Origin of the sequence: Rhizobium sp. 862_C5_N1_2 (assembly GCF_051811205.1) — a bacterium.
GTDB lineage: Bacteria > Pseudomonadota > Alphaproteobacteria > Rhizobiales > Rhizobiaceae > Rhizobium > Rhizobium leguminosarum.
Window position 1 is genome coordinate 2,020,611 of the sequence record NZ_JBPWPT010000001.1, and the last position, 22,726, is coordinate 2,043,336.

At 61.1% G+C, this 22,726-nt stretch carries 24 protein-coding genes; 12 read left to right on the plus strand and 12 right to left on the minus strand.

The genetic code is table 11. From position 1 onward, the window contains the following. Positions 1-3: 3 nt before the first annotated feature. Positions 4-462 carry a GNAT family N-acetyltransferase gene (locus tag ACD590_RS10240; protein ID WP_439002515.1) on the minus strand — a complete coding sequence of 153 codons (459 nt, stop codon included), beginning with the start codon at positions 460-462 and terminating at the stop codon, positions 4-6. A 129-nt stretch (positions 463-591) separates the two neighbouring features. Here ACD590_RS10240 and ACD590_RS10245 point away from each other — a divergent pair, with 129 nt between their 5' ends. Then, positions 592-1,014, plus strand: coding sequence for a hypothetical protein (locus ACD590_RS10245; RefSeq protein ID WP_130652440.1), 423 nt, complete (start codon positions 592-594; stop codon positions 1,012-1,014). Here ACD590_RS10245 and ACD590_RS10250 read toward each other — a convergent pair. The 3 genes from ACD590_RS10250 to ACD590_RS10260 all read right to left on the minus strand — a co-directional run bounded on the left by ACD590_RS10250 (position 1,011) and on the right by ACD590_RS10260 (position 3,457). Next, positions 1,011-2,153: a DUF2336 domain-containing protein gene (locus ACD590_RS10250; protein ID WP_026230507.1), complete on the minus strand. Its 1,143-nt coding sequence runs from the start codon at positions 2,151-2,153 to the stop codon at positions 1,011-1,013. The genes ACD590_RS10245 and ACD590_RS10250 overlap by 4 nt on opposite strands. A 108-nt stretch (positions 2,154-2,261) precedes the next feature. After that, positions 2,262-2,873 carry a flavin reductase family protein gene (locus ACD590_RS10255; protein WP_130652441.1) on the minus strand — a complete coding sequence of 204 codons (612 nt, stop codon included), beginning with the start codon at positions 2,871-2,873 and terminating at the stop codon, positions 2,262-2,264. Further along, positions 2,873-3,457, minus strand: coding sequence for a nitroreductase family protein (locus ACD590_RS10260; RefSeq protein WP_130652442.1), 585 nt, complete (start codon positions 3,455-3,457; stop codon positions 2,873-2,875). Before ACD590_RS10260 ends, ACD590_RS10255 begins: the two co-directional genes overlap by 1 nt. A 114-nt stretch (positions 3,458-3,571) precedes the next feature. On the opposite strand from ACD590_RS10260, the gene ACD590_RS10265 reads away from it, so the two are divergent. Continuing rightward, positions 3,572-4,669 carry a hypothetical protein gene (locus ACD590_RS10265; protein WP_028733740.1) on the plus strand — a complete coding sequence of 366 codons (1,098 nt, stop codon included), beginning with the start codon at positions 3,572-3,574 and terminating at the stop codon, positions 4,667-4,669. A 226-nt stretch (positions 4,670-4,895) separates the two neighbouring features. Here the strand turns inward: ACD590_RS10265 and thrS are convergent, their stop codons facing one another. The 5 genes from thrS to ACD590_RS10290 all read right to left on the minus strand — a co-directional run bounded on the left by thrS (position 4,896) and on the right by ACD590_RS10290 (position 11,241). Then, the gene (gene thrS, locus ACD590_RS10270; protein WP_130652443.1) at positions 4,896-6,881 is read right to left on the minus strand and encodes a threonine--tRNA ligase; all 1,986 of its coding nucleotides are present in this window, start codon (positions 6,879-6,881) and stop codon (positions 4,896-4,898) included. Positions 6,882-7,031: 150 nt separating this feature from the next. Next, entirely contained in the window at positions 7,032-9,632 is a 2,601-nt protein-coding gene (locus ACD590_RS10275) for a tetratricopeptide repeat protein (RefSeq protein ID WP_439002516.1), read from the minus strand. 219 nt (positions 9,633-9,851) lie between these two features. Further along, the gene (locus ACD590_RS10280; RefSeq protein WP_439002517.1) at positions 9,852-10,379 is read right to left on the minus strand and encodes a DUF1697 domain-containing protein; all 528 of its coding nucleotides are present in this window, start codon (positions 10,377-10,379) and stop codon (positions 9,852-9,854) included. Next, positions 10,376-10,789 (minus strand): membrane protein insertion efficiency factor YidD, encoded by a 414-nt coding sequence (gene yidD, locus ACD590_RS10285; protein ID WP_130652445.1) that lies wholly within the window; start codon positions 10,787-10,789, stop codon positions 10,376-10,378. Before yidD ends, ACD590_RS10280 begins: the two co-directional genes overlap by 4 nt. A 5-nt stretch (positions 10,790-10,794) precedes the next feature. After that, positions 10,795-11,241, minus strand: coding sequence for an iron-sulfur cluster assembly scaffold protein (locus ACD590_RS10290; protein ID WP_018242116.1), 447 nt, complete (start codon positions 11,239-11,241; stop codon positions 10,795-10,797). Between the two features lie 307 nt (positions 11,242-11,548). On the opposite strand from ACD590_RS10290, the gene folE reads away from it, so the two are divergent. From folE to ACD590_RS10305, 3 genes are all read left to right on the plus strand, one after another. Further along, entirely contained in the window at positions 11,549-12,163 is a 615-nt protein-coding gene (gene folE / locus ACD590_RS10295) for a GTP cyclohydrolase I FolE (RefSeq protein ID WP_003559608.1), read from the plus strand. Between the two features lie 25 nt (positions 12,164-12,188). Continuing rightward, a complete protein-coding gene (hisI, locus tag ACD590_RS10300) occupies positions 12,189-12,641 on the plus strand; it encodes a phosphoribosyl-AMP cyclohydrolase (protein WP_018242117.1) in 453 nt (150 codons plus the stop codon). A gap of 116 nt (positions 12,642-12,757) precedes the next feature. Next, on the plus strand, positions 12,758-13,720 hold the full coding sequence (locus ACD590_RS10305) for a patatin-like phospholipase family protein (protein ID WP_018242118.1): 963 nt from the start codon (positions 12,758-12,760) through the stop codon (positions 13,718-13,720). Positions 13,721-13,789: 69 nt separating this feature from the next. Here ACD590_RS10305 and ACD590_RS10310 read toward each other — a convergent pair whose 3' ends face one another. Both ACD590_RS10310 and ACD590_RS10315 read right to left on the minus strand, forming a co-directional pair. Then, positions 13,790-14,224: a CBS domain-containing protein gene (locus ACD590_RS10310; protein ID WP_130652446.1), complete on the minus strand. Its 435-nt coding sequence runs from the start codon at positions 14,222-14,224 to the stop codon at positions 13,790-13,792. A 91-nt stretch (positions 14,225-14,315) separates the two neighbouring features. Further along, positions 14,316-15,107, minus strand: coding sequence for a rhomboid family intramembrane serine protease (locus ACD590_RS10315; protein WP_065277530.1), 792 nt, complete (start codon positions 15,105-15,107; stop codon positions 14,316-14,318). A gap of 260 nt (positions 15,108-15,367) precedes the next feature. Between ACD590_RS10315 and ACD590_RS10320 the strand changes: the two genes are divergently transcribed. From ACD590_RS10320 to ACD590_RS10350, 7 genes are all read left to right on the plus strand, one after another. Beyond that, the gene (locus tag ACD590_RS10320) at positions 15,368-16,012 is read left to right on the plus strand and encodes a PAS domain-containing protein (protein WP_130652447.1); all 645 of its coding nucleotides are present in this window, start codon (positions 15,368-15,370) and stop codon (positions 16,010-16,012) included. A 124-nt stretch (positions 16,013-16,136) separates the two neighbouring features. Then, on the plus strand, positions 16,137-16,748 hold the full coding sequence (locus ACD590_RS10325; RefSeq protein WP_018072182.1) for a PilZ domain-containing protein: 612 nt from the start codon (positions 16,137-16,139) through the stop codon (positions 16,746-16,748). Between the two features lie 371 nt (positions 16,749-17,119). Next, a complete protein-coding gene (gene pip, locus ACD590_RS10330; RefSeq protein ID WP_439002518.1) occupies positions 17,120-18,085 on the plus strand; it encodes a prolyl aminopeptidase in 966 nt (321 codons plus the stop codon). Between the two features lie 383 nt (positions 18,086-18,468). After that, positions 18,469-19,074 carry a transglutaminase-like cysteine peptidase gene (locus tag ACD590_RS10335; protein WP_018242123.1) on the plus strand — a complete coding sequence of 202 codons (606 nt, stop codon included), beginning with the start codon at positions 18,469-18,471 and terminating at the stop codon, positions 19,072-19,074. Between the two features lie 204 nt (positions 19,075-19,278). Next, positions 19,279-20,064 (plus strand): hypothetical protein, encoded by a 786-nt coding sequence (locus ACD590_RS10340; RefSeq protein WP_439002519.1) that lies wholly within the window; start codon positions 19,279-19,281, stop codon positions 20,062-20,064. Between the two features lie 134 nt (positions 20,065-20,198). Beyond that, complete coding sequence (locus ACD590_RS10345; RefSeq protein WP_439002520.1) at positions 20,199-21,797, plus strand: serine hydrolase; 1,599 nt, start codon at positions 20,199-20,201, stop codon at positions 21,795-21,797. A 113-nt stretch (positions 21,798-21,910) separates the two neighbouring features. Further along, on the plus strand, positions 21,911-22,186 hold the full coding sequence (locus tag ACD590_RS10350) for a hypothetical protein (RefSeq protein ID WP_003559631.1): 276 nt from the start codon (positions 21,911-21,913) through the stop codon (positions 22,184-22,186). Between the two features lie 90 nt (positions 22,187-22,276). Here the strand turns inward: ACD590_RS10350 and ACD590_RS10355 are convergent, their stop codons facing one another. After that, a complete protein-coding gene (locus tag ACD590_RS10355) occupies positions 22,277-22,714 on the minus strand; it encodes a DUF1489 family protein (protein WP_028733748.1) in 438 nt (145 codons plus the stop codon). Positions 22,715-22,726 lie beyond the last annotated feature (12 nt).

The following is a 22,726-nucleotide window of genomic DNA, read 5'->3' on the forward strand; positions in this document are numbered from 1 at the left end:
GGGCTACCCCAGCCGCTTTTCCATGAACAGGCTGAGCGGGTCCGGCAGGTAGGCGCCGAAAGGCTCGATTTCCCGATATCCGTATTTGCGATAGAGCGCGATCGCCTCGGGTTGGTAGATGCCGGTTTCGAGCCGGATCGCCGTCAGCCCCTCTTTCTCTGCGATTGCTTCGAGCGCATTCATCAGGCTGCTGGCGATCCTCAGCCCCCTTGCCTCGGGATCGACGAACATGCGCTTGATCTCCGCCGTGCCGTCACCGGCCTCGACCAGCGCGCAGCAGCCGACGATCGCATCGTCGCTGCGCGCGACGAGGAAGCTCACCGAAGCTTTCTCCAGCACGGAGAGGTCGACCAGATGGTTGCTTTCCGCCGGATAGAGCGATTGCGCATAGGCATCGGAAAGATCGAGAAGGCGAATGACGCCCTCTTGGCGCGGCGGCTCCAGGGCGATGGTCACGGACATGCTGACTTCCTCTGCTGGCGCGGGGCACAATTTTTCCCGACATGACGAAGAGTTAATGCCGGTGCCTTCATTCGGTTGGAATTGCACCCTCTAAGACGATGAGGTGCTCAATAATCAAGGAAGCAGAATATGCAAGCGGTGCTGATCGCGATGACCATTCTCGGCTGCGACGATTCGATCAGCCAGTGCAATTATGTCGCGACGGTCGATAAACGCTGGGAAACCGTTGCCGCCTGCGATGCGGAAGCCGAACGACGCCTGAAGACCTATGTCAATGTCAACTATCCCTCGGTGATCGCGGTGTGCGAGGCGCCGAAAGCCATCGCCGCCGCCGAGCCGCCGAAGCCGGCGCCCGTGCCTGCCGCTGCGCCCGAGGTCGCTGTCGCAGCGCCCGAGTTACCGGCAGGAAGGATCGCCGGTTTTGCTGAAGGCATCGCCGGGCAGGTCCGCGCCCATCTGCCCTCGGGCAGAAGCGTCAGGGATACACTCACCAAACCCGTGCACTTCGTCTCCGCCAGCTATTCCTGGGTGGTGACGCGGCTCGCTGATTAGGCGGCCGCAAGCGCCGCGTAGACGCGGGCCGATTGTCGCTGCTCGTTAACATGCAGCTTTTCCACCAGGTCGAGCAGTTCGCCGATCGCGCCATGCGCATCATGATGGCGGAATTTTTCGAGAAGACGGCCGCAGACATTGCCGAGCACGCTGCCCGGCGCTTTTCTGGCGGCGTCGCGCCACAGCATCGTCGCCTCGACAAAGATCACGCTGATATTCCTCGGCAGGCCGGCGGACTCGTAGAGCGCACGCACGGCATGCATACGCCCGGTTGCCAGGATCGAACGCACCCGGCGCTCGCTGCACGCGGTCAGATCGACGATCGCGCCGGCGAAGAAGTCCACCTTGCCGGCGCAGAGCGCATGCATCAGGAAGGATGGCGTCAGCCGGCCGTTGAGGCGCAGATGCTGGACGAGGTCGGGGATTTCGCGCGGGGCAATATCGCCGGCGATCGAGACGATGGCAGCCTCGGTCGCCTCGCGGCTGATGCGCTGGAGCCGCTGCAGGCCGATCGCCGCCTGCACCAACGGCAGCCCGATCAGCGCATTGCTGACATGCTGGGTGAGCAACTGGCGGGCATCGGCCGGAAGGTCGCTTCGGTCGAGAAGCAGGTTGCGGATATCGCAGCAGTCCCCGAGCCGTTCGGCGATGCGCTTCAACGACAGGCTGGAGATCACCGCGCCGTCATTCTCGAGCAGGCAGAGGAGTTCTTCCTCGTCGCCGACCTCCGCAAGCGCGGCGGAGACCGGGCGCGTCACATGCGCCCTCGCCGCGATCAGCATGCGGGTCGCGCCATTGCCGCGCGCGGCAAGGTCGACCAGATCAGCGTCGCTCAAAAGTGGCGAACAGGTCACCGCATGGCAGGCAACCTCGGGCTGGTCTTCGGCAAGCGAAAGGATCAGGCTGCGCGGCGCATCGGGCGACCAGGCGATCGCCTCGGCAAGCGCAAGCCGCACGCGTGGCGACGGATCGTCGAGAAGAAAGGTCATCGCCATTTCGGCCGCCGCCCGCTCGTCCGCAGACATTTCGGACTGCAGATAGGCGCGCCCGAGTGCGTTTGCGGCTCGGGCCCGGTCACCGGTCTTGGCCGTTTCGATCCAACGAAGGAAAGCTTCTACGATCACGCGACGCCCCAGCACTTGAACGCGATTCCCTCGCGCTCCATTCAATGCTGCGACCGTAGCGGTAAAAGGTTTAAGATTGGTTCACCATATTTCTTAAGTCTTTATACGCCTTACCGGTTCGGCTCAGCCTTGCTGCGGCTTCGGCCGAACCATCTCGAAAACATCGCTGCCTTCGCTGTAATCCATGTAACCCATGCGGGCGACAGGTCGGGCGATCGACATGTCGAGGCGGCCGTCCCTGACGATCGCTTCGTCGATGCGTATGCCGACCACTTCGCCGAAGACCAGGACGTTTTCGGACGGTTCCCCCGACAGCGTCTTCGGCTCGATGATCTCCGTGACCTTGCATTCGAGCACCGCGAAAGCCTCGCCGACATAGGGCGCGTCGATCAGTTCGGCCGGCTTCGGCGTCAGGCCGGCGAAATCGAATTCGCTGTCGCCGTAGGGCAGCGCCGCCGAGGAGAGATTCATCTTCTCAGCGAGATCGCGGCCGACGAAATTGCAGGTGAAGACGCCGGTCTCGGCCGCATTGCGCTGGCTGTGCTTGCGCCCGGCGGAAGAAAACATCACCAGCTTCGGCCGGTCGGCAACGGCATTGAAGAACGAATAGGGCGCGAGATTGATCGAGCCATCCCTGCCCTTGCTGCCAATCCAGCCGATCGGGCGCGGCGACACGATCGCCTTGAACGGGTCATGCGCGAGCCCGTGCCGGTTGCTGTCGGTGGTGTAGAACATCAGTCGTCTCCGCCGACCCAGGTTACCGTATCGGCAAGTTCCGGCCGCGGCCGCTCAATTGCCGGAAATGTGGTCGAGCCGATATGGATGAAGCCTGCCACCTTTTCATCCGGACCGACGCCGAGCAGCGGATAGGCGCGCTCGTCATAGGCGAACCACTCCGTCAGCCAGTTGGCGACATAACCATTGGCGTTGGCGGCGAGAATGACGTTGAAGCAAAGCGCGCCGGCCGACATCAGTTGCTCCCATTCCGGGATCTTGATATGCGGTCCTGCCTTGCTGACGACGGCGACGACCACGGGCGCACGGGTGAAACGGGTACGCTCGACCTGGATCATCTCTTCGGAAAGTTCGGGCTTTGTCTGAAGTGCCAGCGTCAGAAGCTCCTCGCCGAGACGCACGCGCTGCTCTCCGCGATAGACGATGAACCGCCAGGGGGCGATCTTGCCGTGATCGGGAACACGCGAGGCGAGACGCAGGATCTCCTCGATCTCGGCCTTCTCGGGGCCTGGTTCGCACATCTGGAAAGCGGGGATGGAGCGGCGCACGGCGAGGTAGTCGATCAGCTTGATATCGGATTTCATGCGGGAGAGGCTCTCATTATTTATGCTGCTGCAAAGGGTGGGTCTTGAATTTGCCATCGCGTTGGTCTTGAAGTGGCCTTTGCGATTTCAGAAGTCAATCGGTTCACGAAACAGATGTTTGGCATTTTGCCTTTTGCACGCATCGGCCTTGCCATTGCCCTGATCATACTGACGCCCTTCGGCGCCGGCGCTCAGGATGCCTTCAAGGGATTCAAACAGCTTGAATCGACGCCGAAGATGCCGAAGCTCGATGCCTTCATCGCGCCCGGTGCGGCGCCCGAAGGGGTCAAGCTGCGCGACGTCCCGATGGAGGCCAAGCTGACGGCGGACGGCACTCCGATTGAGGAAGGCCTCTCCTGGTACGTCTTCAGCCCGATCGCCGGATCCGACGGCAAGCTGCCGCTGATCGCCAGCGCCAAGGGCGGGCCCGCCGCCTTCCAGCTCGCTCCGGGCGATTATTTCGTCAACGTCTCCTTCGGCCGCGCCGGCGTCACCAAAAAACTGACCGTGCCCGCTGAAGGCGAGGTCGACAAGCAGGTGATGGTGCTCGATGCCGGCGGCCTGCTGCTCAATGCCGTCTCCGGCACCGATGCCCGCATCCGCCCCGACCAGTTGAGCTTCTCGATCTATTCCTCGGAAGTGCGCGACGATGGCGAGCGCGGCCTCGTCATGGCCGATGTCTCGCCGAATACCGTTGTCCGCCTCAATGCCGGCACCTACCACATCGTTTCCGAATATGGCAGCGTCAACGCCGTGATCCGCGCCGACATCCAGGTCGAGGCCGGCAAGCTGACCGAAGCGACGATCCAGCATCGCGCCGCGCAGATCACCTTCAAGCTGGTCTCGGACGCCGGTGGCGAGGCGATCGCCGATACGGCATGGTCGATCCTGACGGCGGCCGGCGACAGCGTCGGCGAAAGCGTCAGCGCCTTCCCGACCATGGTTCTCGCCGAAGGCGGATATTCCGCCGTCGCCCGCAACAAGGACAAGATCTACCAGCGCGATTTCACCGTCGTCGCCGGCAGGAACACCGATGTCGAGGTCCTGATGAAGGACCAGCAGCCGCAGCCGCCGGCGGATGCTGCCCGCACGGTGCAGCAGGTGCCTGTGGGCACACCGACACCGCCGGGCGTCCAGCCGGCCCCGGTGGCGCCGCTGCCGTCCTACGAACAGCTCGTGCCGCAGGGCGGCGACGACACCAGCCTCGATTGATTTTACCGCGCGCGGTTTCGGCTCAGCCGAGACGTTTGGAAGGCGCGCTTCTGCGGCGCCATCGTTAGGACGGCCTCGTTATCGCGACTTAGAAGCCCCCGGCCGCACAAATCAGCAGGTTTCATCATTGGTATGGGGAGATTCGTTGAAGCGCCGCTCGGACTCGGGCGACGCGCAGACCGGATTTCCGACAGCGCCGAGCCTGGCGCTGTCGGATCCCTGCTATTCAGGCCGCCTTGGCTTTTTTTGCTTCGGCCTTGCGACGAATGTCGGGCGGTGTCGCTTCGAGGGCAAGGCTCTCGACGGCGGCGTCTAGCCCCATCGAAACCTGTTCCTGGCTGCCGAGGCGGCGGATATTGACCGTGCGCTCCTCGGCCTCCTTCCTGCCGCAGACGATGATGACAGGAACCTTGGTGACCGAATGTTCGCGGACCTTGTAGTTGATCTTCTCGTTGCGGAAGTCGGTTTCGACGTTGAGACCGGCCTCGCGCAGCGCCTCGGCCACTTCAAGCCCGTAGGCGTCGGCTTCCGAGGTGATCGTTGCGACCACCACCTGAAGCGGCGATACCCAAAGCGGCATGTGGCCGGCGAAGTTCTCGATCAGGATGCCGAGGAAGCGCTCCATCGAGCCGCAGATGGCGCGGTGGATCATCACCGGCTGCGTCTTTTCGGAGTTGCTGTCGATATAGAAGGCGCCGAAGCGTTCCGGCAGGTTGAAGTCGACCTGCGTCGTGCCGCACTGCCATTCGCGGCCGATCGCATCCTTCAGCGTATATTCGAACTTCGGCCCGTAGAAGGCGCCCTCGCCCGGCAGAATGCCGGTCTTGATGTCATTCGACTGCTGCTGGATCGTCTCCAGCACGCCCATCATCACGTTTTCGGCGCGGTCCCAGAGTTCGTCCGAACCGACGCGCTTGTCCGGCCGGGTCGAAAGTTTGATGGTGACTTCGTCGAAGCCGAAATCCTTATAGACCGAAAGGATCAGGTCGTTGATCTTCAGGCATTCGGCGGCCATCTGCTCGTCGGTGCAGAAGATATGCGCATCGTCCTGCGTGAAACCGCGCACGCGCATCAGCCCGTGCAGCGCGCCCGACGGTTCGTAGCGATGGACATTGCCGAATTCGGCAAGCCGGATCGGCAGCTCGCGGTAGGATTTCAGCCCGTGCTTGAAGATCTGGATATGGCCGGGGCAGTTCATCGGCTTCAGCGCAAAGACACGGTCGTCGTCGGTGTCGTCGCCGGCAACCGTCACCTTGAACATGTTATCGCGGTACCAGCCCCAGTGACCGGAGGTTTCCCACAGCGATTTGTCGAGCACCTGCGGCGCATTGACTTCCTGATAATCGCCGGCCAGCCGGCGGCGCATATAGGCGACCAGCGTCTGGAAGACGCGCCAGCCCTTGCCGTGCCAGAAGACGACGCCAGGACCCTCTTCCTGGAAATGGAAGAGATCCATCTCGCGGCCGAGGCGGCGGTGATCGCGCTTTTCAGCTTCGGCAAGCATATGCAGGTAGTTGTCGAGTTCCGACTGCTCGGCAAAGGCCGTGCCGTAGATGCGGCTCAGCATCGGATTGTTGCTGTCGCCGCGCCAATAGGCGCCGGCCACCTTCAAGAGCTTGAAGGCTGAGCCGATCTGGCCGGTCGAGGCCATGTGCGGGCCGCGGCAAAGGTCGAACCAGTCGCCCTGATAATAGATCTTGAGATCCTGCCCTTCCGGGATCGCGTCGACGAGTTCGACCTTGTACTGCTCGCCCTTGTCGGCGAAGACCTGTTTCGCCTTCTCGCGCGACCAGACCTGCTTGGTGAAGGCGGCGTTGCGGGCGATGATTTCCTTCATCTTCTTTTCGATCTTCGGCAGATCGTCGAGTGTGAAGGGCTCGTTCTTGGCGAAGTCGTAATAGAAGCCGTTTTCAATGACCGGACCGATCGTCACCTGGGTGCCGGGCCAGAGTTCCTGCACCGCTTCGGCCATGACATGCGCCGCGTCGTGGCGGATGAGTTCCAGCGCGCGGTCGTCATTGCGGGTGATGATCTCGATCCTGCCCGTCGGCACGGGATCGGAAAGGTCGCGCACGGTGCCGTCGATTGCAACGGCGACTGCCTTCTTGGCGAGCGACTTGGAAATGGATTCGGCGACATCCCGGCCGGTTGCGCCAGCATCGTAGCTGCGCACGGAACCATCGGGAAATGTCAGGGAAATAGCTTGGGACATCGAAATTCTCCTTGTCCAGTCCCGCCAACGAATGCGGGTGGTTGCAACGACAGCGCCTCCGTCCTTGGATGCGCCGCCGCCTGATAGCCAGATTTGCTGCCCGAGTAAAGAAAAAGCGGGGCGATCCGGCACCGAAACGAGGTCGTGCGTCTATCCGCCGTAGGTCATTGCGTAATCCCTGAGCGCCGATTTCAAGGGCTGGTCAATCTCATCGTCCAGTGGCCCATCGTAAAGGCCGCGTCGCGAGAGGCTTCTTTTCAGTGCCGTGCGGGTGAAAGATGAAAACGCCTTCAACTCATCGGCAATCTGCCGGTCTCCCTGCCGCATTGCCAGAAGGATGTTTTCGGCTGCGTTATCCGAACTGAAGGTCGCATCATAGGCATAGGCCAGCCGATAGGCGGCTCTGTTGTAGCCAGTGTCCATCGCCCGCAGATACCACTTGATGGCCTCTTGCCGGTTGACAGCAATTCCGAGGCCATCGTCGTAGAAACGCCCGAGCGAGAACATGCCGCCGGCCGAATTCAGCTCGGCGGATTTTTTGTAATATTGGAATGCGATAGCCTGATCTTGATCCTTGCCGTTCTCGTAGTACCACCCAAGATTAAGAGCGCCGGCCGCAGATCCCGCATCGGCCGCCTTCTGATACCAGTTGCGGGCGATGGTCTGGTCCTCTTTGGTGCCGATGCCATTCTGGTAGTAGTAGCCGACGGCGTTCATCGCTTCAGGATATTGCTTGAAGGCCGCCATCATGAACCAGCTGAGCGCCTTGGAGCGATCAATAGGCACGCCCTGCCCGTATTCGTAGATATCGCCCAGGGAGTATTGCGCTTTCGCATTGCCATGGGCCCCGGCCTTCGTCAGCCATTCCAGAGCTTTGCCGAAATCCTTCAGGTTTCCATCCGCTCCTCGATAGAGCGTCCCGAGCCTGTACATCGCATCAGCAGAGTTCTTGTTCGCCGCCGCCTCGTACCACTCGATCGCTTTCGCATAGTCGCGGGCGACCCCATCGCCATCCTCATACTTGATGCCGAGCAGGATCATCGCCGTGACGTTACCGGCGGCCGCGCCTTTTTCCAGATAGTCGATCGACTTGCCGTCGTCCCGCGGCAGGTTGGCATCATTGGCGTACATTTCGCCAAGCTCGGCGAAGGCATCGATAAATCCGTTCTCTGCAGCGGCCTTAAACCAGTGTACGGCTTCTCTCGAATCCTGAGCCGTACCCTCGCCTCTTTCATACAAAAGCCCAACACAATACTGGGCCTTGGCCGAGCCATTTTCGGCCGCCTTGAGATACCAGACAAAGGATTTTTTAGCGTCGGCAGTCGTACCCGAACCGTCATAGGAGCGGTCAGCGACTTCGAGAAATGCGTTGGTATCTCCTGCCTCCGCCGCCTTCTGGAACCATTCGAAAGCTTTGACCACATCCTTGGGAAGGCCGCCGCCTTTTTCATAACCATAGGCAAGCACCCGCATGGCGTCTGTCTCGCCGGCGGCCGCAGACTTCTCCAGCCATTTCACGCCGTTTTCGACGTCACGAGGACCACCCGTTCCCATATAGAGCGATTGACCGAAACGTCGGGCGCCGCTGGAATCTCCGAGTTCGGCAGATTTTCCATACCAGATGCGGGCTTCGCTCTCGTCTACCGGCACACCTTTACCTTGCTCATACATGGCGCCCACATCTGCCATGGCACGGGCATTCCCACGAGAGGCAGCTTCCTTCATCCAGTACATGGCCTGGTCATAGCGCGGATCGGGCATCTTCAATAAAAGCAAAGCCTTGCTGCGATAGGCAGCGAGTATGTCTTGCGCAATTGCCTGATCCAGCAGGCTCTCGGCCTTTGCGAAGTCACGCTTCGTCTCTCTGCCCGCCACGTAGACGTCTGCCAGCGTCCTCATCGCATTGCCGTCGCCAAGTGCCACGGCTTTCTCAAGGAGATCGAGCGCGGTCTTTCTCTGCGTCTTGTCCCCATCTCTCAGATAATATCGAGCAAGCGTCCTCATTCCATCGGCGGAACCTTTCCGCACCAGGTCGTCCAGCATGGCAACGGCGCGGCTGGCATTCTTCTCCGTTCCGATGCCTTTCGTGTAAAGGAATGTGATGTCCGTTGTCGCTCTCTCATGGCCCAGTTGTGCTGCGGCTGAAAGCAGTCCAAAACCCCGCTCGGCGTCAACGGGAACACCAATCCCGTCCAGATACATCCAGGCAAGCGACCTCTTGGCGGGAATGTAGCCCAGCCGATCTGCAAGTTCGAAATAGGAGCGCGCCATGACAAAGTCCTGCGCAACGCCCCACCCCAACATGTACATCTCTCCAAGATAGTCGGCGGAGCGCGGATCGTTTGCTTCTCTTGCCTTTCTCAGCCAGGCCAGCGCGGCTTTGAAATCACGCTCACGCCCGAGACCGTAAGCAGATGCCTTCGCCAGGTAATCCATGGAGGGTGCGTGCCCCTGGGCCGCCAACTCCTCGAATCCGGCAAGGGCCGGTTCGAATTGCTGAAGGTTGAACTTGCTGGCGAGCCAGAAATAACGGGCGTCGATGGAGCTTGGTTCTGCCTGCAAATAGGCTTCGCAAGCGGCAAGCGCATCCCGCCAGTAAGCGAGATTGTCGATTTCTACGCCATCACGCGCCAGATGGCGGCACGTGGCTTCCGATGCTGGGTCAACTGCGGTTGCAGCAGCTGCCGGGGAGTTGGCAATAGAGACGGCGAGAAAAAGCGAGGCAGTCGCGAGATAGTGAAAGAGCTTCATCAGTGACGGAATTTCAAAAATTAGAACAGGAAATACACTGATATCTGTCACTTATTCAACTGCAAGTACATTTTTTCTCAAGTGATGAAAACCTTTGAAGACGTGTTTTCCTTGCATCTAATCCAGCATGTCCATCAGAGTTCGCACCGTGTTCCAGTGCGCAGCATACCGACCGTCAGTAGCGGCATCATTTCCTGTCTGAGTAAAGAAGAAGCGGGGCTATATGATCATTTCGGTGAGGCCGCGCACGGTGTTCCAGTTGCACATCGTACCGACGCCAAGCTGCTTGGTCGTCAGCGCCGAAAGCAGCTTGGATTGGCTCGGCTTGCCGGCGAAATCGATCCAGAGATCGCCGCCGACGACGGCGATGCGCTGTCCCTCCGTCATCAGCGGCTTCAGCGCCTCCACCTTCTTCGGGTCGACCGGCAGACGCATCACCCGGACGATCACCTGGTCGCCGTTGCCGTCCTTGAAGGGATTGGTGCTGCAAAGCGCCATCCAGGTGCAGTCGCTGCGCACGATGATATCGACATGTTTGCCGAACTTTTCTTCAAAGCCCTCTTCCAGGGTTACTTCGAGTTCGTGCGGCCGCATATCGTCGGCCTCGAAGACGAGATTGCCTGTGGAAACCAGCGTGCGCGGCTCGCGATAACCGAGTTCTTCGGCAAGTGCGCGCAAATCCTGCATGATGACGCGGCGATCGGGCGTCAGGACAATGCTGTGCAGAAGGGCTATGAAGGTGCTCATGGCACTCGCCCTCTCTTGCGTCCGAGGGCGAGATAACGCCATGGGGTCCACCAGCGGAAGCTGTCGCCGAGTATCTCCGGCACCTGGTCGAGGCCGCTGGTGCCGCCCGGGCCGCAGCGGCCGACGCGAAACAGCGTCATCCAGCCGCCGGCCCAGAGGCCGTGGCGGGCGATCGACTCGTAGCCATATTCGGAGCAGGTCGGGATATGGCGGCAGGAATTGCCGACAAAGCCGGACAGCGTCAGCTGGTAGAGGCGGATGAGACCCATGCCGAGCAGGCGGTCGGGAGTTTTGCGGAAAGGACCGGTGTAATTGCGGGAAGTGCGTGCGGCCTTTTCACGCGGCTTGTCCGATCCGGCGGCGCCACCGTCGTCCTCATCTTCAGCCTGCTGGGCGCAGAACTCGCACATGTTAGTTACGCCTCGACAACTTCCGCCCGTTTCGCCTCGATCTGCCCGATCGCGTCAACGACCGCATCGAAGGTCAGCATCGTCGAAGCATGGCGGGCCTTGTAGTCCCGCACCGGCTGGAGATAACGCATGTCTTCGAACCGTCCCTGTGGCCCCGCTCCATCCGCCTTCAACATGGCGAGCATGTCCTGGCGTGCCTGGCGCAATTCGCCCGATGTGGCGCCGACCACATGGCGGGCCATGATCGAGGACGAGGCCTGGCCGAGCGCGCAGGCCTTCACCTCATGGGCAAAACCGGTCACCGCATCGCCATCCATCTTCAGCCAGATCCGCACCTTCGAGCCGCAGAGCTTGGAATAGGCCTGGGCGGTCGCATCCGCATCATCAAGCGTGCCGGTCAACGGAATATTGCCGGCGAATTCGAGGATTTTGCTGTTGTAGATATCGTCCATGCTGGATTTCCGCTCCAAAATCACTGCGGATCGGCCTTTATGGGGGCGTTATTGTCATCAAAACAAAAAACACACCGTGTCGTCTGAGGATACTTACATACGATGGCCGTCTTCCTATATGTATGTCGTTCGAAGGCCATTAAAATGCAATGGCCTCGTGTAAGTTTGATTGGGAAACCGTGCCGGACGGGCTGAACTTGCCCTGAAAGCCCCGGAGCCTGCCAAAGGTGCATGAATTCCCGCATGGGATTGACCAGTGGCGATTCCGACAGATGGGTCCGCGGTGCGGACCAGGAGACCATTGTTCATGGACGCCATCGTAAAGAATTTTCCGCAGACGAACCGCGACTCGGATCGCCCCTCCCAGCAGGAGGCGGAGGAAGCCGTTCGCGTTCTGCTGCGCTGGGCCGGTGATGACCCGACGCGTGAAGGCCTGCTCGAAACGCCGGCCCGCGTCGTCAAATCGTACCGCGAACTCTTTTCCGGTTACGACATGGCGGCGGAAGACGTGCTCGGCCGCACATTCGAGGAGGTCGCCGGTTACGACGACATGGTCCTCGTCAAGGACATTCCGTTTTACTCGCATTGCGAACACCACATGGTGCCGATCATCGGCAAGGCTCACGTCGCCTACATGCCGGACGGACGTGTGCTCGGCCTGTCGAAGATTGCCCGTGTCGTTGAGATCTATGGCCGCCGCCTGCAGACGCAGGAAACGATGACCGCGCAGATCGCCCGGGCAATCGACGATACGCTGCATCCGCGCGGTGTCGCCGTGTTGATCGAGGCCGAACACATGTGCATGGCGATGCGCGGCGTTCAGAAGCAGGGCTCGACCACGTTGACGACCACCTTTACGGGAACGTTCAAGACGGAGCCGGCCGATCAGGCCCGTTTCATGACTATGGTGCGGAGCCGCTGATACCGGCTCCCTCAGGAGGGCCGCGATGAGTCAACTGATCTTCAATCAACCATCCGAGGACAAGTCGGCGTTGGAAGACGCCGGCGATTTCACGCCACGTTTCGACGACCGCGGCCTGATCACCGCGATCGTCACCGATGCTGGCGATGGCGAGTTGCTGATGGTGGCGCATATGAATGCCCAGGCATTGGCGCTGACCATCCAGACCGGCACGGCGCATTATTTCAGCCGTTCGCGCGGCAAGCTCTGGAAGAAGGGCGAGACCTCCGGCAATCTCCAGACCGTGAAGGAAATCCGCACCGATTGCGATCAGGACGCCATCTGGCTGAAGGTCGAGGTCGCCGGCCACGACGCCACCTGTCACACCGGCCGCCGCTCCTGTTTCTACCGGACGATCACGCTTCAGGACGGAAAGCCGATGCTTGATATCGTTGACGACGAGCTTCAATTCGATCCGCAGGATGTCTACGGAAAATAGCCCGAATTTCCCGGTACTTGCTCCTTATTGCGCCAGAAACCGCTTCTATATACCATTTGGAAACTGATCGGGCACACTATCGGAAATCACGTGTTCTGCTGGGAGGGGAGAGCGCCATGTTGAGCTGGAGTCTGCATCGTCAAAGCTCTGAAGGCGAGGGTTCTGGTTCCGGCATGTCGACCACGCTCGATATGCTCCCGCCTCCGGCGCCTCAAAAGAAAATCAAGATTGCGCTCGCGCTCGGCGGCGGCGCTGCCCGCGGCTGGGCCCATATCGGTGTGCTGCGCGCACTCGACGAGGCTAAGGTCGAGATCGGCATGATTGCCGGCACCTCTATCGGCGCGCTGGTCGGCGGCTGCTATCTCGCCGGCAAACTCGATGAACTCGAAAGCTTCGCGCGCTCGCTGACGATGCGCCGTATCGCAAGTCTCCTCGACCTCACCATCGGCGGCAGCGGCCTGTTCGGCGGCATGCGGCTGACCAAGCGCATGCAGGAACATCTCGAAGGCCTGAACGTCGAGGATCTCGACCGGCCATTCGTCGCGGTCGCGGCCGAGGTCAATACCGGCCATGAGGTCTGGATTGCCAATGGTTCGCTGATTACGGCGCTGCGCGCCTCCTATGCCCTGCCCGGCATTTTCGAGCCGGTGCGCAGCAACCATCGCACGCTGGTCGACGGGGCGCTGGTCAATCCCGTCCCCGTCTCCGTCTGCCGCGCCTACGAACAGCCGCTCGTCGTCGCCGTCAATCTCAATTACGATCTCTACGGCCGCTCGGCCGTCGTCCGGCACAATGCCAGCCTCTCTCCGCAGGAAGTGCAGAAGCAGGAAGAGGCGCCCTATGCGCGCCTCGGTATGACCGGCGTCATGGTGCAGGCCTTCAACATTATCCAGGATAGGATCGCCCGCGCCCGCCTTGCCGGCGACCCGCCGGATATTTCACTGCAGCCGCGTCTCAGCTATATCGGCCTTTCCGAATTCCACCGGGCTGGCGAGGCGATCGAACGCGGCTACGAGGAAGCCAGGGCCCGGCTCCCCGAGATCAAGCGCATGCAGGAAGTCTACGCCAGCCACCCCTGATGCAGGCCGTCTAAAAGCCTGCAGCGGTTTTGCGATAACGACATCGGTCAAGCACGGCCGGCTAAAACCTCAGCCGGCGATATAGGCCTTGATTTCCTCGGCCTCACGCTCGACTTCGGCGATGCGCGATTTCACCACGTCGCCGATCGAAATGATGCCTGCAAGCTTGCCATTGCTTTCCACCGGCACGTGACGGAAACGGCGGCTGGTCATCAGCTCCATAAGCTCGTTGACGGTCGTATCCTCATGGCAGCGGTAGACCTTCGCGGTCATGACCTGGGCCAGCGACTGGTCGAGGCCTGCCTTGCCGTGTTTGGCGATCGCATGCACGAGATCGCGCTCGGTGAACATTCCCGAAATCCTGTTCTCCATGCCGACGACGACGATGGCGCCGATCTTTTTCTTGCTGAGGATGGCGGCCGCCTCGGCGACGGTAGTGCTCGGCCCGGCAGTGATGACGTCTCTGCCCTTCAGGTCGAGGATTGCTTTGACTGAACTGGTCATTCGAACCTCCTATGTCCGTGAAACACTTGTCACAGGCATCCGCGGCGGTTTCTCCCCCCATCGCAGATAGGTTGATGGTGCACTGCCCGGCTCAGGATTGCAACATATCCTTCTCGGTTCCGTCAGGTTCCATCACCGGCGGGCGCGGCGCCCGATCAAACAGCGAAAACAGCAAGAAGCCGAAGACGAATCCGCCGATATGCGCATCCCAGGCAATCGCCTGGTCGCTGTCGCCGACGAGCGGGATGCCGACGGCGATCAGCGCGTTGCCGACCAGCCAGAGCAGCATGAAGATGATGACGGTGCGGCTCTTCAGCGCCCCGACGATGGAAAGCCGGGGATTGAGATGCGCCGGCGCCATCGGCCGCCGTTCGGCCGGAAAGGCGAATCGACAGGCGGCGCCCATCAGCCCGGAGATGACGCCCGACGCGCCGATCAGCAGTGACACATCCCCCCAGTTCAGCACCGCGTGCAGGGCGGCGGAGGCGACGGCGGAAAAAACCCAGAAGAGCACGAAACGCAGCGTCCCGATGCGGCGCACGACCGGCGCGCCGAAGGCCATCAGCCAGAAGGCGTTAAAGAGGATATGCTGGACGCTGCCGTGCAGCAGCGAATAGGTGACGGGCGTCCAGAACAGCTCCGGCCCTTGCTGCGACAGCGGAATCACATAACGGGCGGGAACGAAGCCGAAGGTGAAGAACAGCCAGTTCAGCGCATCGTCGGAGAGCAGGAGTTCCTGCACCGCATAGATGACCCCAAGCAGGCAAAGGCTGAAGAACAGCGCCGGAGGAAGGTTGAAGACCGGTTCGCGCGGTGGCCGTGCCGGCGGCTGGACCTCGGGAGGTTCGGGCGCCCTATGCGGCTCGGCCGTCTGCTCATTCATCTGTGTTTCGCCTCGTTGAGGCCACAGCCATACAGGAGCGACTGTCAAAAAAAAAGCCGTCCGAAGTGCCGGACGGCGTACCGGGAGCTCCAGGAAAGACCTCGGCCCGTAGGTTGTGCTGAACTTCGAAAGTCGAAGCGATGCGGAACAGTGTCACGACGGGCACCGCATCTCAACCGAAACCCTTTCTTAACCTTAACCGCCGCGATCTGGCATGAAATCCGCATAGTAGAGCCTGTACGGGCAATGACTGCCCGAAAATGATCCGGAATGGGACAGGTTGGTGTGAAATGCGTGTGCAAACGACCATCGAAATTTTTGACTACTGGAACCGTATCCGCGGCGCTGCCGATGCGCCGCTGAAATCACAGGTCGAACCCTCCGCCGTCCCCCACCTGCTCCAGAGTTTGTTTATTCTTGAGAGGCGCGAGGGCGGAGATATCGGTTTCCGGCTCGCCGGCACCCGCATCTGTGATCTCTTTGGGCGTGACCTGCGCGGCGAACGTTTTTCGTCTCTCTGGGCAAATAGTCAGCTCGCGGACATCGAACGCACGGCGATGGGTGTCATGGACCATGCGATGCCGGCTCTGTTCAACGCCACCGGCTACAGCACCGTCGGTCATCAGGCCTCCTTCGAGATTATCATGATGCCGCTGCGTTCGCCGGACGGCGCCTGCGACCGGCTGCTCGGCGCGATCGCGCCGGCCGTAACCGCGAGCTGGCTGGAGATCGTACCGCTCGAATTCCTGGCGCTCGACCGCAGCCGCCTGCTGCCCGGAAAATTCGACAAGCCAGCACCGGCCGACCTGCGCCCCATCAACAGGATCGTCGCTGGCAAAAGCATCCATTTCGGGCAGGTCATGCGCCGCATGGTGTCGCAGCTGCTGAGCGTGGAGGCTCGCTGACGGTCCCATTTTAGGACATCGGATATACTCGTTTTCCGCTACGTCGGGACTGGGCGAAACAACCTTCTGTTAATGGATTGTGGGTAAAGATCGGTCTCTGCGATTTTGATGAAGAAGCCCTTTGATGCACTCGTTCCAGCCAGCTCAGACGCAACGACCTGCGCCGCGCCCTGAACAGGGCGTTTTCCAGCGCGTGCCCATCAATATGCAGGGCCGGCTGATGCTTGCGAATTACGAGGAATTCGAATGTATGGTGATCGACATGTCGCCTGGCGACATGTACGTCACCTGCCCCGGCCGGCCGCGCGCCAACGAACGCGTCGTCGCCTATATCGACCATCTCGGCCGCGTCGAAGGTTATGTCCAGACGATCGATGGCCGTGGCTTCACCATGTCGATCAACGCCACCGACCGGAAACGCGAGAAACTCGCGGCCCAGCTCACCTGGCTTGCCAACAAGCACGAACTCGGCCTGCCCGAGGATCGCCGCCACGACCGTCTGACGCCACGCGACACGAAGACCGAACTGACGCTCGAGGACGGCACGCGTTATTCCTGCCGTATCATGGACCTTTCGCTGTCGGGCGCTGCCGTCGACGTCGAGATGCGCCCTTCGATCGGAACGGCCGTGCGCCTCGGCAACATGCGTGGTCGCGTCGTGCGCCACTTCGTCGAAGGTGTTGCGATCGAATTCCTGTCGATCCAGTCCCGCGAGACGCTGCGGGAATTCCTTTAGCAGCTGCTGAAAATGGGCGATGCCACGGATTCCGTGGCGGGTGCCAATTCTCGACAGACTTCCATCGAACGCGATTGCCAGGTCCGGTGCGCACCCGGTCAGGTCGTGTTGAAAAGCCTGCACTTCACCGCGACGACTTTGCAAGCGGCTACAAATCTGGCTTTGGAACGCAGCGTGAATTCCTGTCGCAAGTCGTTCCACCCAGGCGGTAGATTATATTATGTGTGGAACAAGCTGCGACACCGATCGGCACCCAACGAGGTCGCCCAAAATTGTGCGGTGATTTTGCGTCCCAGAGCGCTCCGCCCTCACCCGTCTTCCCTTTGTCAGCGAGATGATGGATAAGGTCCGCTTCGACCGCAGGCGCACCGATGTCAGCTCTCTATCCCGAAATCGAACCCTATGATCATGGTCTGCTCGATACCGACGATGGCAACCAGATCTACTGGGAGGCCTGCGGCAATCCGGCGGGCCGCCCGGCGCTGGTGTTGCATGGCGGCCCTGGCTCCGGCTGTTCGCCCACGGCGCGCCGCTATTTCGATCCCGATGCCTACCGAATCATTCTGTTCGATCAGCGCAATTGTGGCCGCAGCCTGCCGAGCGCTGCCGATCCCGAAACCGATCTCTCCCTCAACACCACCTGGCATCTCGTTGCCGATATCGAGCGGCTGCGGGCCTGTCTCGGCATCGAGGCCTGGCTCCTTTTCGGCAATTCCTGGGGTTCGACGCTGGCGCTGACCTATGCCGAAACCCATCCGGAGCGTGTCTCCGCGGTCGTCCTGTCAGGCGTGACCACCACCCGCCGCTCGGAAATCGACTGGCTTTATCGCGGCATGGCGCCGCTCTTTCCGGAAGAATGGCACCGTTTCCGCCAGGCGGTTTCCCCAGGCAGCCAGGGACGAGATGAGGACATGGTTGCCGCCTATCATCGTCTCCTCAACGATCCGGACCCGGAGACGCGCCTCAAGGCGGCGCGCGACTGGCATGATTGGGAGGCGGCCTCGATTCTCCTCGCCGATCCCCAAGGCCTGCCGCGCCGCTGGGCCGATCCGGCCTATTTGCTAACACGGGCCCGCATCATCACCCACTACTTCAGCAATGGCGCCTGGCTGGAGGACGCCCAGCTTTTGAAGAACGCCGCGCGGCTCACCGGCATCCCCGGTATCCTGCTGCAGGGACGGTTCGACATCGAGGCGCCGCTCGTCACGGCCTGGGAACTGGCCCGCGCCTGGCCGAAAAGCGAGCTCAGCATCCTTGCGCATGCGGCCCATTCCACCGCAAATCCCGATATGAGCGCGGCGATCGTCGGTGCCACCGATCGATTTCGCGATAACTAGCAAAAATAATTTCCTGCCGGAATCGAGGATCTGAGCGACAATCTGCTTTTGAACCGGCCGAATCGGCCCATTCCAGCGGCATCGCCGGCCGGCTGCGCGTTGCCGCAGATCGCCAGCCGGCAGCTGAGATTTACCCGGCTCAACGAAAATCCTTAACATGCGGGCGGCAACGCAACCCCTTCGCGGGCGAAAGCCTTGTTGCGTTGATTACAATTTTAATCGATTTCGCGACAAATCCGCGTCAAATTTTATGCGCATTCGAATCTGTTTTTAGCCAAGTTTTATCGGCATTTGAATCAACTAAGCCTTTAATTCTAATGCGTAATTTTGCGTGAGATAAAAACGTCTGTGCCATTGTCACCTCAACTTACGGGGAGACGGCAATGACAACTGCGAATATCCTGAAAGGCGGCCTTCTGGCCGGTGCCATCATGATGGCAATGGCGGGTTCGGGACAGGCAATGCCCGCCAGCATGGTACTGGCAGGCAATGCCAGCCCGCCGATCGGACACTATGAATTCTGCAAGGCGAATCCGACGGAATGTGTCGAAGTCGGCGGCGATGCCGGACCGGCCATCCTCAACGAGGATCGCTGGAAGGAAATTCTCAAGGTCAACTACACCGTCAATTCGACGATCCAGCCGATGACGGATGAGCAGATCTACGGTGTCGAAGAGCGCTGGGCCTATCCGCGCACCGTCGGCGACTGCGAGGACTACGCCCTGCTGAAGCGCAAGATGCTGATCGACGACGGTTTCTCGCCGTCCGACACGCTGATCACCGTCGTGCTGCAGCCGAATGGCGAAGGCCATGCCGTGCTGACGGTCCGCACCGATCACGGCGACTTCATCCTCGACAACATGCGCAACAAGGTGCTGCTGTGGTCGGATACCGAATACACCTATCTGAAGCGCCAGTCCGCCGACGATCCGGCGCGCTGGTCGAAGCTTCAGGACGGCCGCGCTGTCGCGGTCGGTAGCGTCAAGTAAGAACAGCCTGCCGGCCAATGCCGGCTGCTGCCTGCGGCCCGGTCAGTCCCCGCATCCCGTCCCCGACCGGTGCCCAAGAGCCGTTCCCGCTGTCCCGGGAACGGCTCGCTCCTTTTTGAGCCTTACGCCATCAGCGCATTAGCGAATTATTAACCCTGCTGGTCCGATCATGACGATGAGATTCATCATCGGCACCGGCGGCTCATGTTCTTCCTGCGGCGGACCGAAACCCGAAGAACCGCCATGAGCCATGCCGCGCACAGCGCACCCGACGAGCAACCGCTTCTTTCCATGGGGTTTCTCCTCCGCACGATGGCGGTGATCGCCGTACTGGCGCTCCTGACTGTTGCAATCAGCATTGGCGGCCGTTGGTTCGGCCGGCATATCTCGCTTGCCGGCAACACCGACAGCACGGCTGAAATCAAGCTGGCCATCGGCCGCGACACCGTGAAATTCCCCGAGAATGCCATCCGCTTCCCGAGTCAAAGACACGAAGGCGCCGCCGAGCGCGTCGATCTCTACCTCGCCTGGCCTGAAATGCAGGGTTACGGCAAGGAAAACCACCTTCGATTCGACGATATCGCTCAATCCTCCGGGCTGATCTTCCTGCAGATCACCCAGAGCACCATGTCGCGCGACATGTCCGGGCGGCTGGAACCGATCTATTCGCATCTGCTTGAAGGCCCGGCCGAGTCCTTCCGGGACGGGCTGACGCTGCACCGTCTTCGCGCCGATGCGGGTTACGGCGATGAAGTGCTGCTGACGGCGCCCATCAAGGGTGGGCAGGATTACGTCGTGCGCTGCATATTGCCGTCAGCCCCAGATAAGGCGGCGGGCGGAGATTGTCAGCGCGATATCAAGGTCGGCAGGGATCTCAGCGTTCTCTACCGTTTCTCAAGCAGCCATCTCGACGACTGGGAACATATTGATGCCGCTATCCGCACCTTTGTGGACGCGCGTCTTGTGAACCGTTCTGCGACAAGTCCCTAAAATGCTCTCCGGACAGCGAAATAAACGATTCATCATAAACGGATTGGTAACGCCCAACCGGTAATTTTAGAAGACGAGCTGTACGGCGGGAGGTGTGCGGTTCCTGCCAAAATCTGAAGTGCCAAATATCTGAAATGCAAGCGAAGAGTGGAATAGTGTCAAGGTCAGTCTCCTCCGTATCATCGTCCCGATCCGGCAGTTTTTTCGCAAAGCTGCTGGCGATCCTTTCGGTGGCCGTCACGATCGTCCTGGTCGATTCGGTGAATGCCGACGCGGAAGCGGCAAATCCGAAATATGCAGGCATCGTCGTCGACGCCAAGACCGGTAACGTTCTCTACAGTGAGAATGCCGACCGGCTGCAATACCCCGCCTCCCTGACCAAGATGATGACCCTCTACATGACCTTCGAGGCGTTGGAGCAGGGTCGCATCCGCCTCGATACGCCGGTCCCCTTCTCCGCCCATGCGGCAGCCCAGGCGCCGACCAAACTCGGCGTGCGCGCCGGTGGCACGATCACCGTCGAGCAGGGCATTCTCGGTCTCGTCACCCTGTCGGCCAATGATGCCGCAACTGCGCTCGGCGAAATGCTGGGCGGTGGCAGCGAGGATCGCTTCGCCCAGCTGATGACCGCCAAGGCGCATGCGCTCGGCATGACGCGCACCACCTATCGCAACGCCAACGGCCTGCCCAATACGGCGCAGATGACGACGGCGCGCGACCAGGCCCGCCTTGGCATCGCCCTTCGCCAGCATTTCCCGCAATATTACGGCTATTTCTCCACCCGCGCCTTCAAGTTCGGCAGCCGCACGATCCGCAGCCACAACCGCCTGGTCGGTTCGGTGCGCGGCGTCGACGGCATCAAGACCGGTTACACGCGCGCTGCCGGTTTCAATCTGGTGAGCTCGGTGCAGGTCGACGGCAAGTCGATCGTCGGCGTCGTTCTCGGTGGCGCCTCGACGCCTGCCCGCGATGCCCAGATGCGCAATCTGATCGCCAGTTACCTGCCGAAGGCATCGAGCCGCGGCGGATCGTCGGCGCTGATCGCCCAGGCAGCCCCTGCCCCGGCGATGATCGAGACGCCCGCTCCGGTCCTGCCGCAGAAGGCCCAGCAGAAAGCTCAGCCGCAAATGGCCCAACAGCAGGTCGCAAAGACGATCACCGCAGCGCAGCCGCCGATTTCAGCAGCGGCTGCCGATCTCAGCCTGCCGCACAAAGGCCCGCTGCCGGATGCGCGCTATCAGGTTGCCGAAACCGAAGTCGCCTATGCCGAGACCGCTCAGTCGAAATCCGACAATCCGCTGGTGGCGCCGATGCCGGCGCCGACCAAAGTCAAGACCATGACCTTCAAGCAGCAGGCATCGGTCGCTGTGCCGACGCCGGCACCCGCCTATATGCCGCCGGAACAGGGCGATACCTCGGTCGATGAGGTCACCACCGCCTCGACCACTCCCTCCCCGACTCGTGCTGCTTCAACCAGCAACGGTCCGGCCGGCTGGGTGGTGCAGGTCGGCGTCTCGCCGAGCCGGCAGATGGCCATGGATCTTCTGGAAAGCGCCAAGAGCAAGGGCGGCAAGGCGCTGGCCTCGGCAAAGCCCTTCGCGGTCGCCTATGCCGCTGGCGGTGACCAGCTTTATCGCGCCCGCTTCGGCGGCTTCGGTGACCAGCGCGACGCCGTCAATGCCTGCAAGGCCTTGAAGAAGGCCGGCATCAAGTGCTGGGCGGCTGCCCAATGAGCTATTCGATGCTGCCTGCAAGATGGCCGGCGGCATCGGTGACGGCCGGAATCGGTGTTTGCGTTTCCGGCCACCTTTCTTGAACTCGATCAGTATTGCGTACGGGGAAAACAATGGCGATCAATGAGAATTTTCCAGGAGTGCCAGCCGACCGCCGCATGGCGGCTAAAGGGCGCTCATCCCTCCATCCGCTGCACGAGGCGGCCTTGCGCCTTGCCGAGATCGGCCTGCAGCGGCCGAAGGCGAAGTCTCCGAAGACCCGGGATCTCATCAATCTGCTGCTGTGCCATGGCGCCCGCGCCTGGCGTTACTCCCAGCCCGAAGCCCGCATCCATCTGCATGTGACCTCGCCGGACGGCAGCGCGCCGGTGCAGTTGCGCCTGCGCTGAACTGCAGAGCGCCGCGCGTCCGAAAGGACGCGCGGAAGACGTTCAATCCACGCATAAACCTTTCCGGAAATCGGCTCCGGTTTTCCGGGATTAGAGCAGACCAAGGTCCGTAAGTTCGCGTCGAAGATCAGCGGGCATTTCGGCAATGCCGGCGCCAAGGCTTGTCAGGTCGCGCGGCACGTCATCCTCAGTATAATAACGCCAGCCCTGGAACGGACGCTTCGGCTGCACGACCGTCTCGATGACCTCCGGGCCGAGCATCAGGCGGCAGCGCGAAATCCCCTCGCCGTCGGTGAAGGTCTCGATGTCGAGCAGCTTCTGCCTCGCCTGCACCTGCCCCTTAATCACCCAGTAGAGCGAGCCGCCGTCAAGCAGCTCCTCCATCCGTTTCGGCGCCATGCGCGTCGTATGCACCGAATGCGGCTCGAGTCCGGCGGCGATGGCGCGCAGTGAGCGTTCCGCCACCCATTCGCGCAGATCGTCTATCGAGTCGGCGCCGACACAGAGTTTGATGAGATGCAATGCCATGCTGCCGTTGAA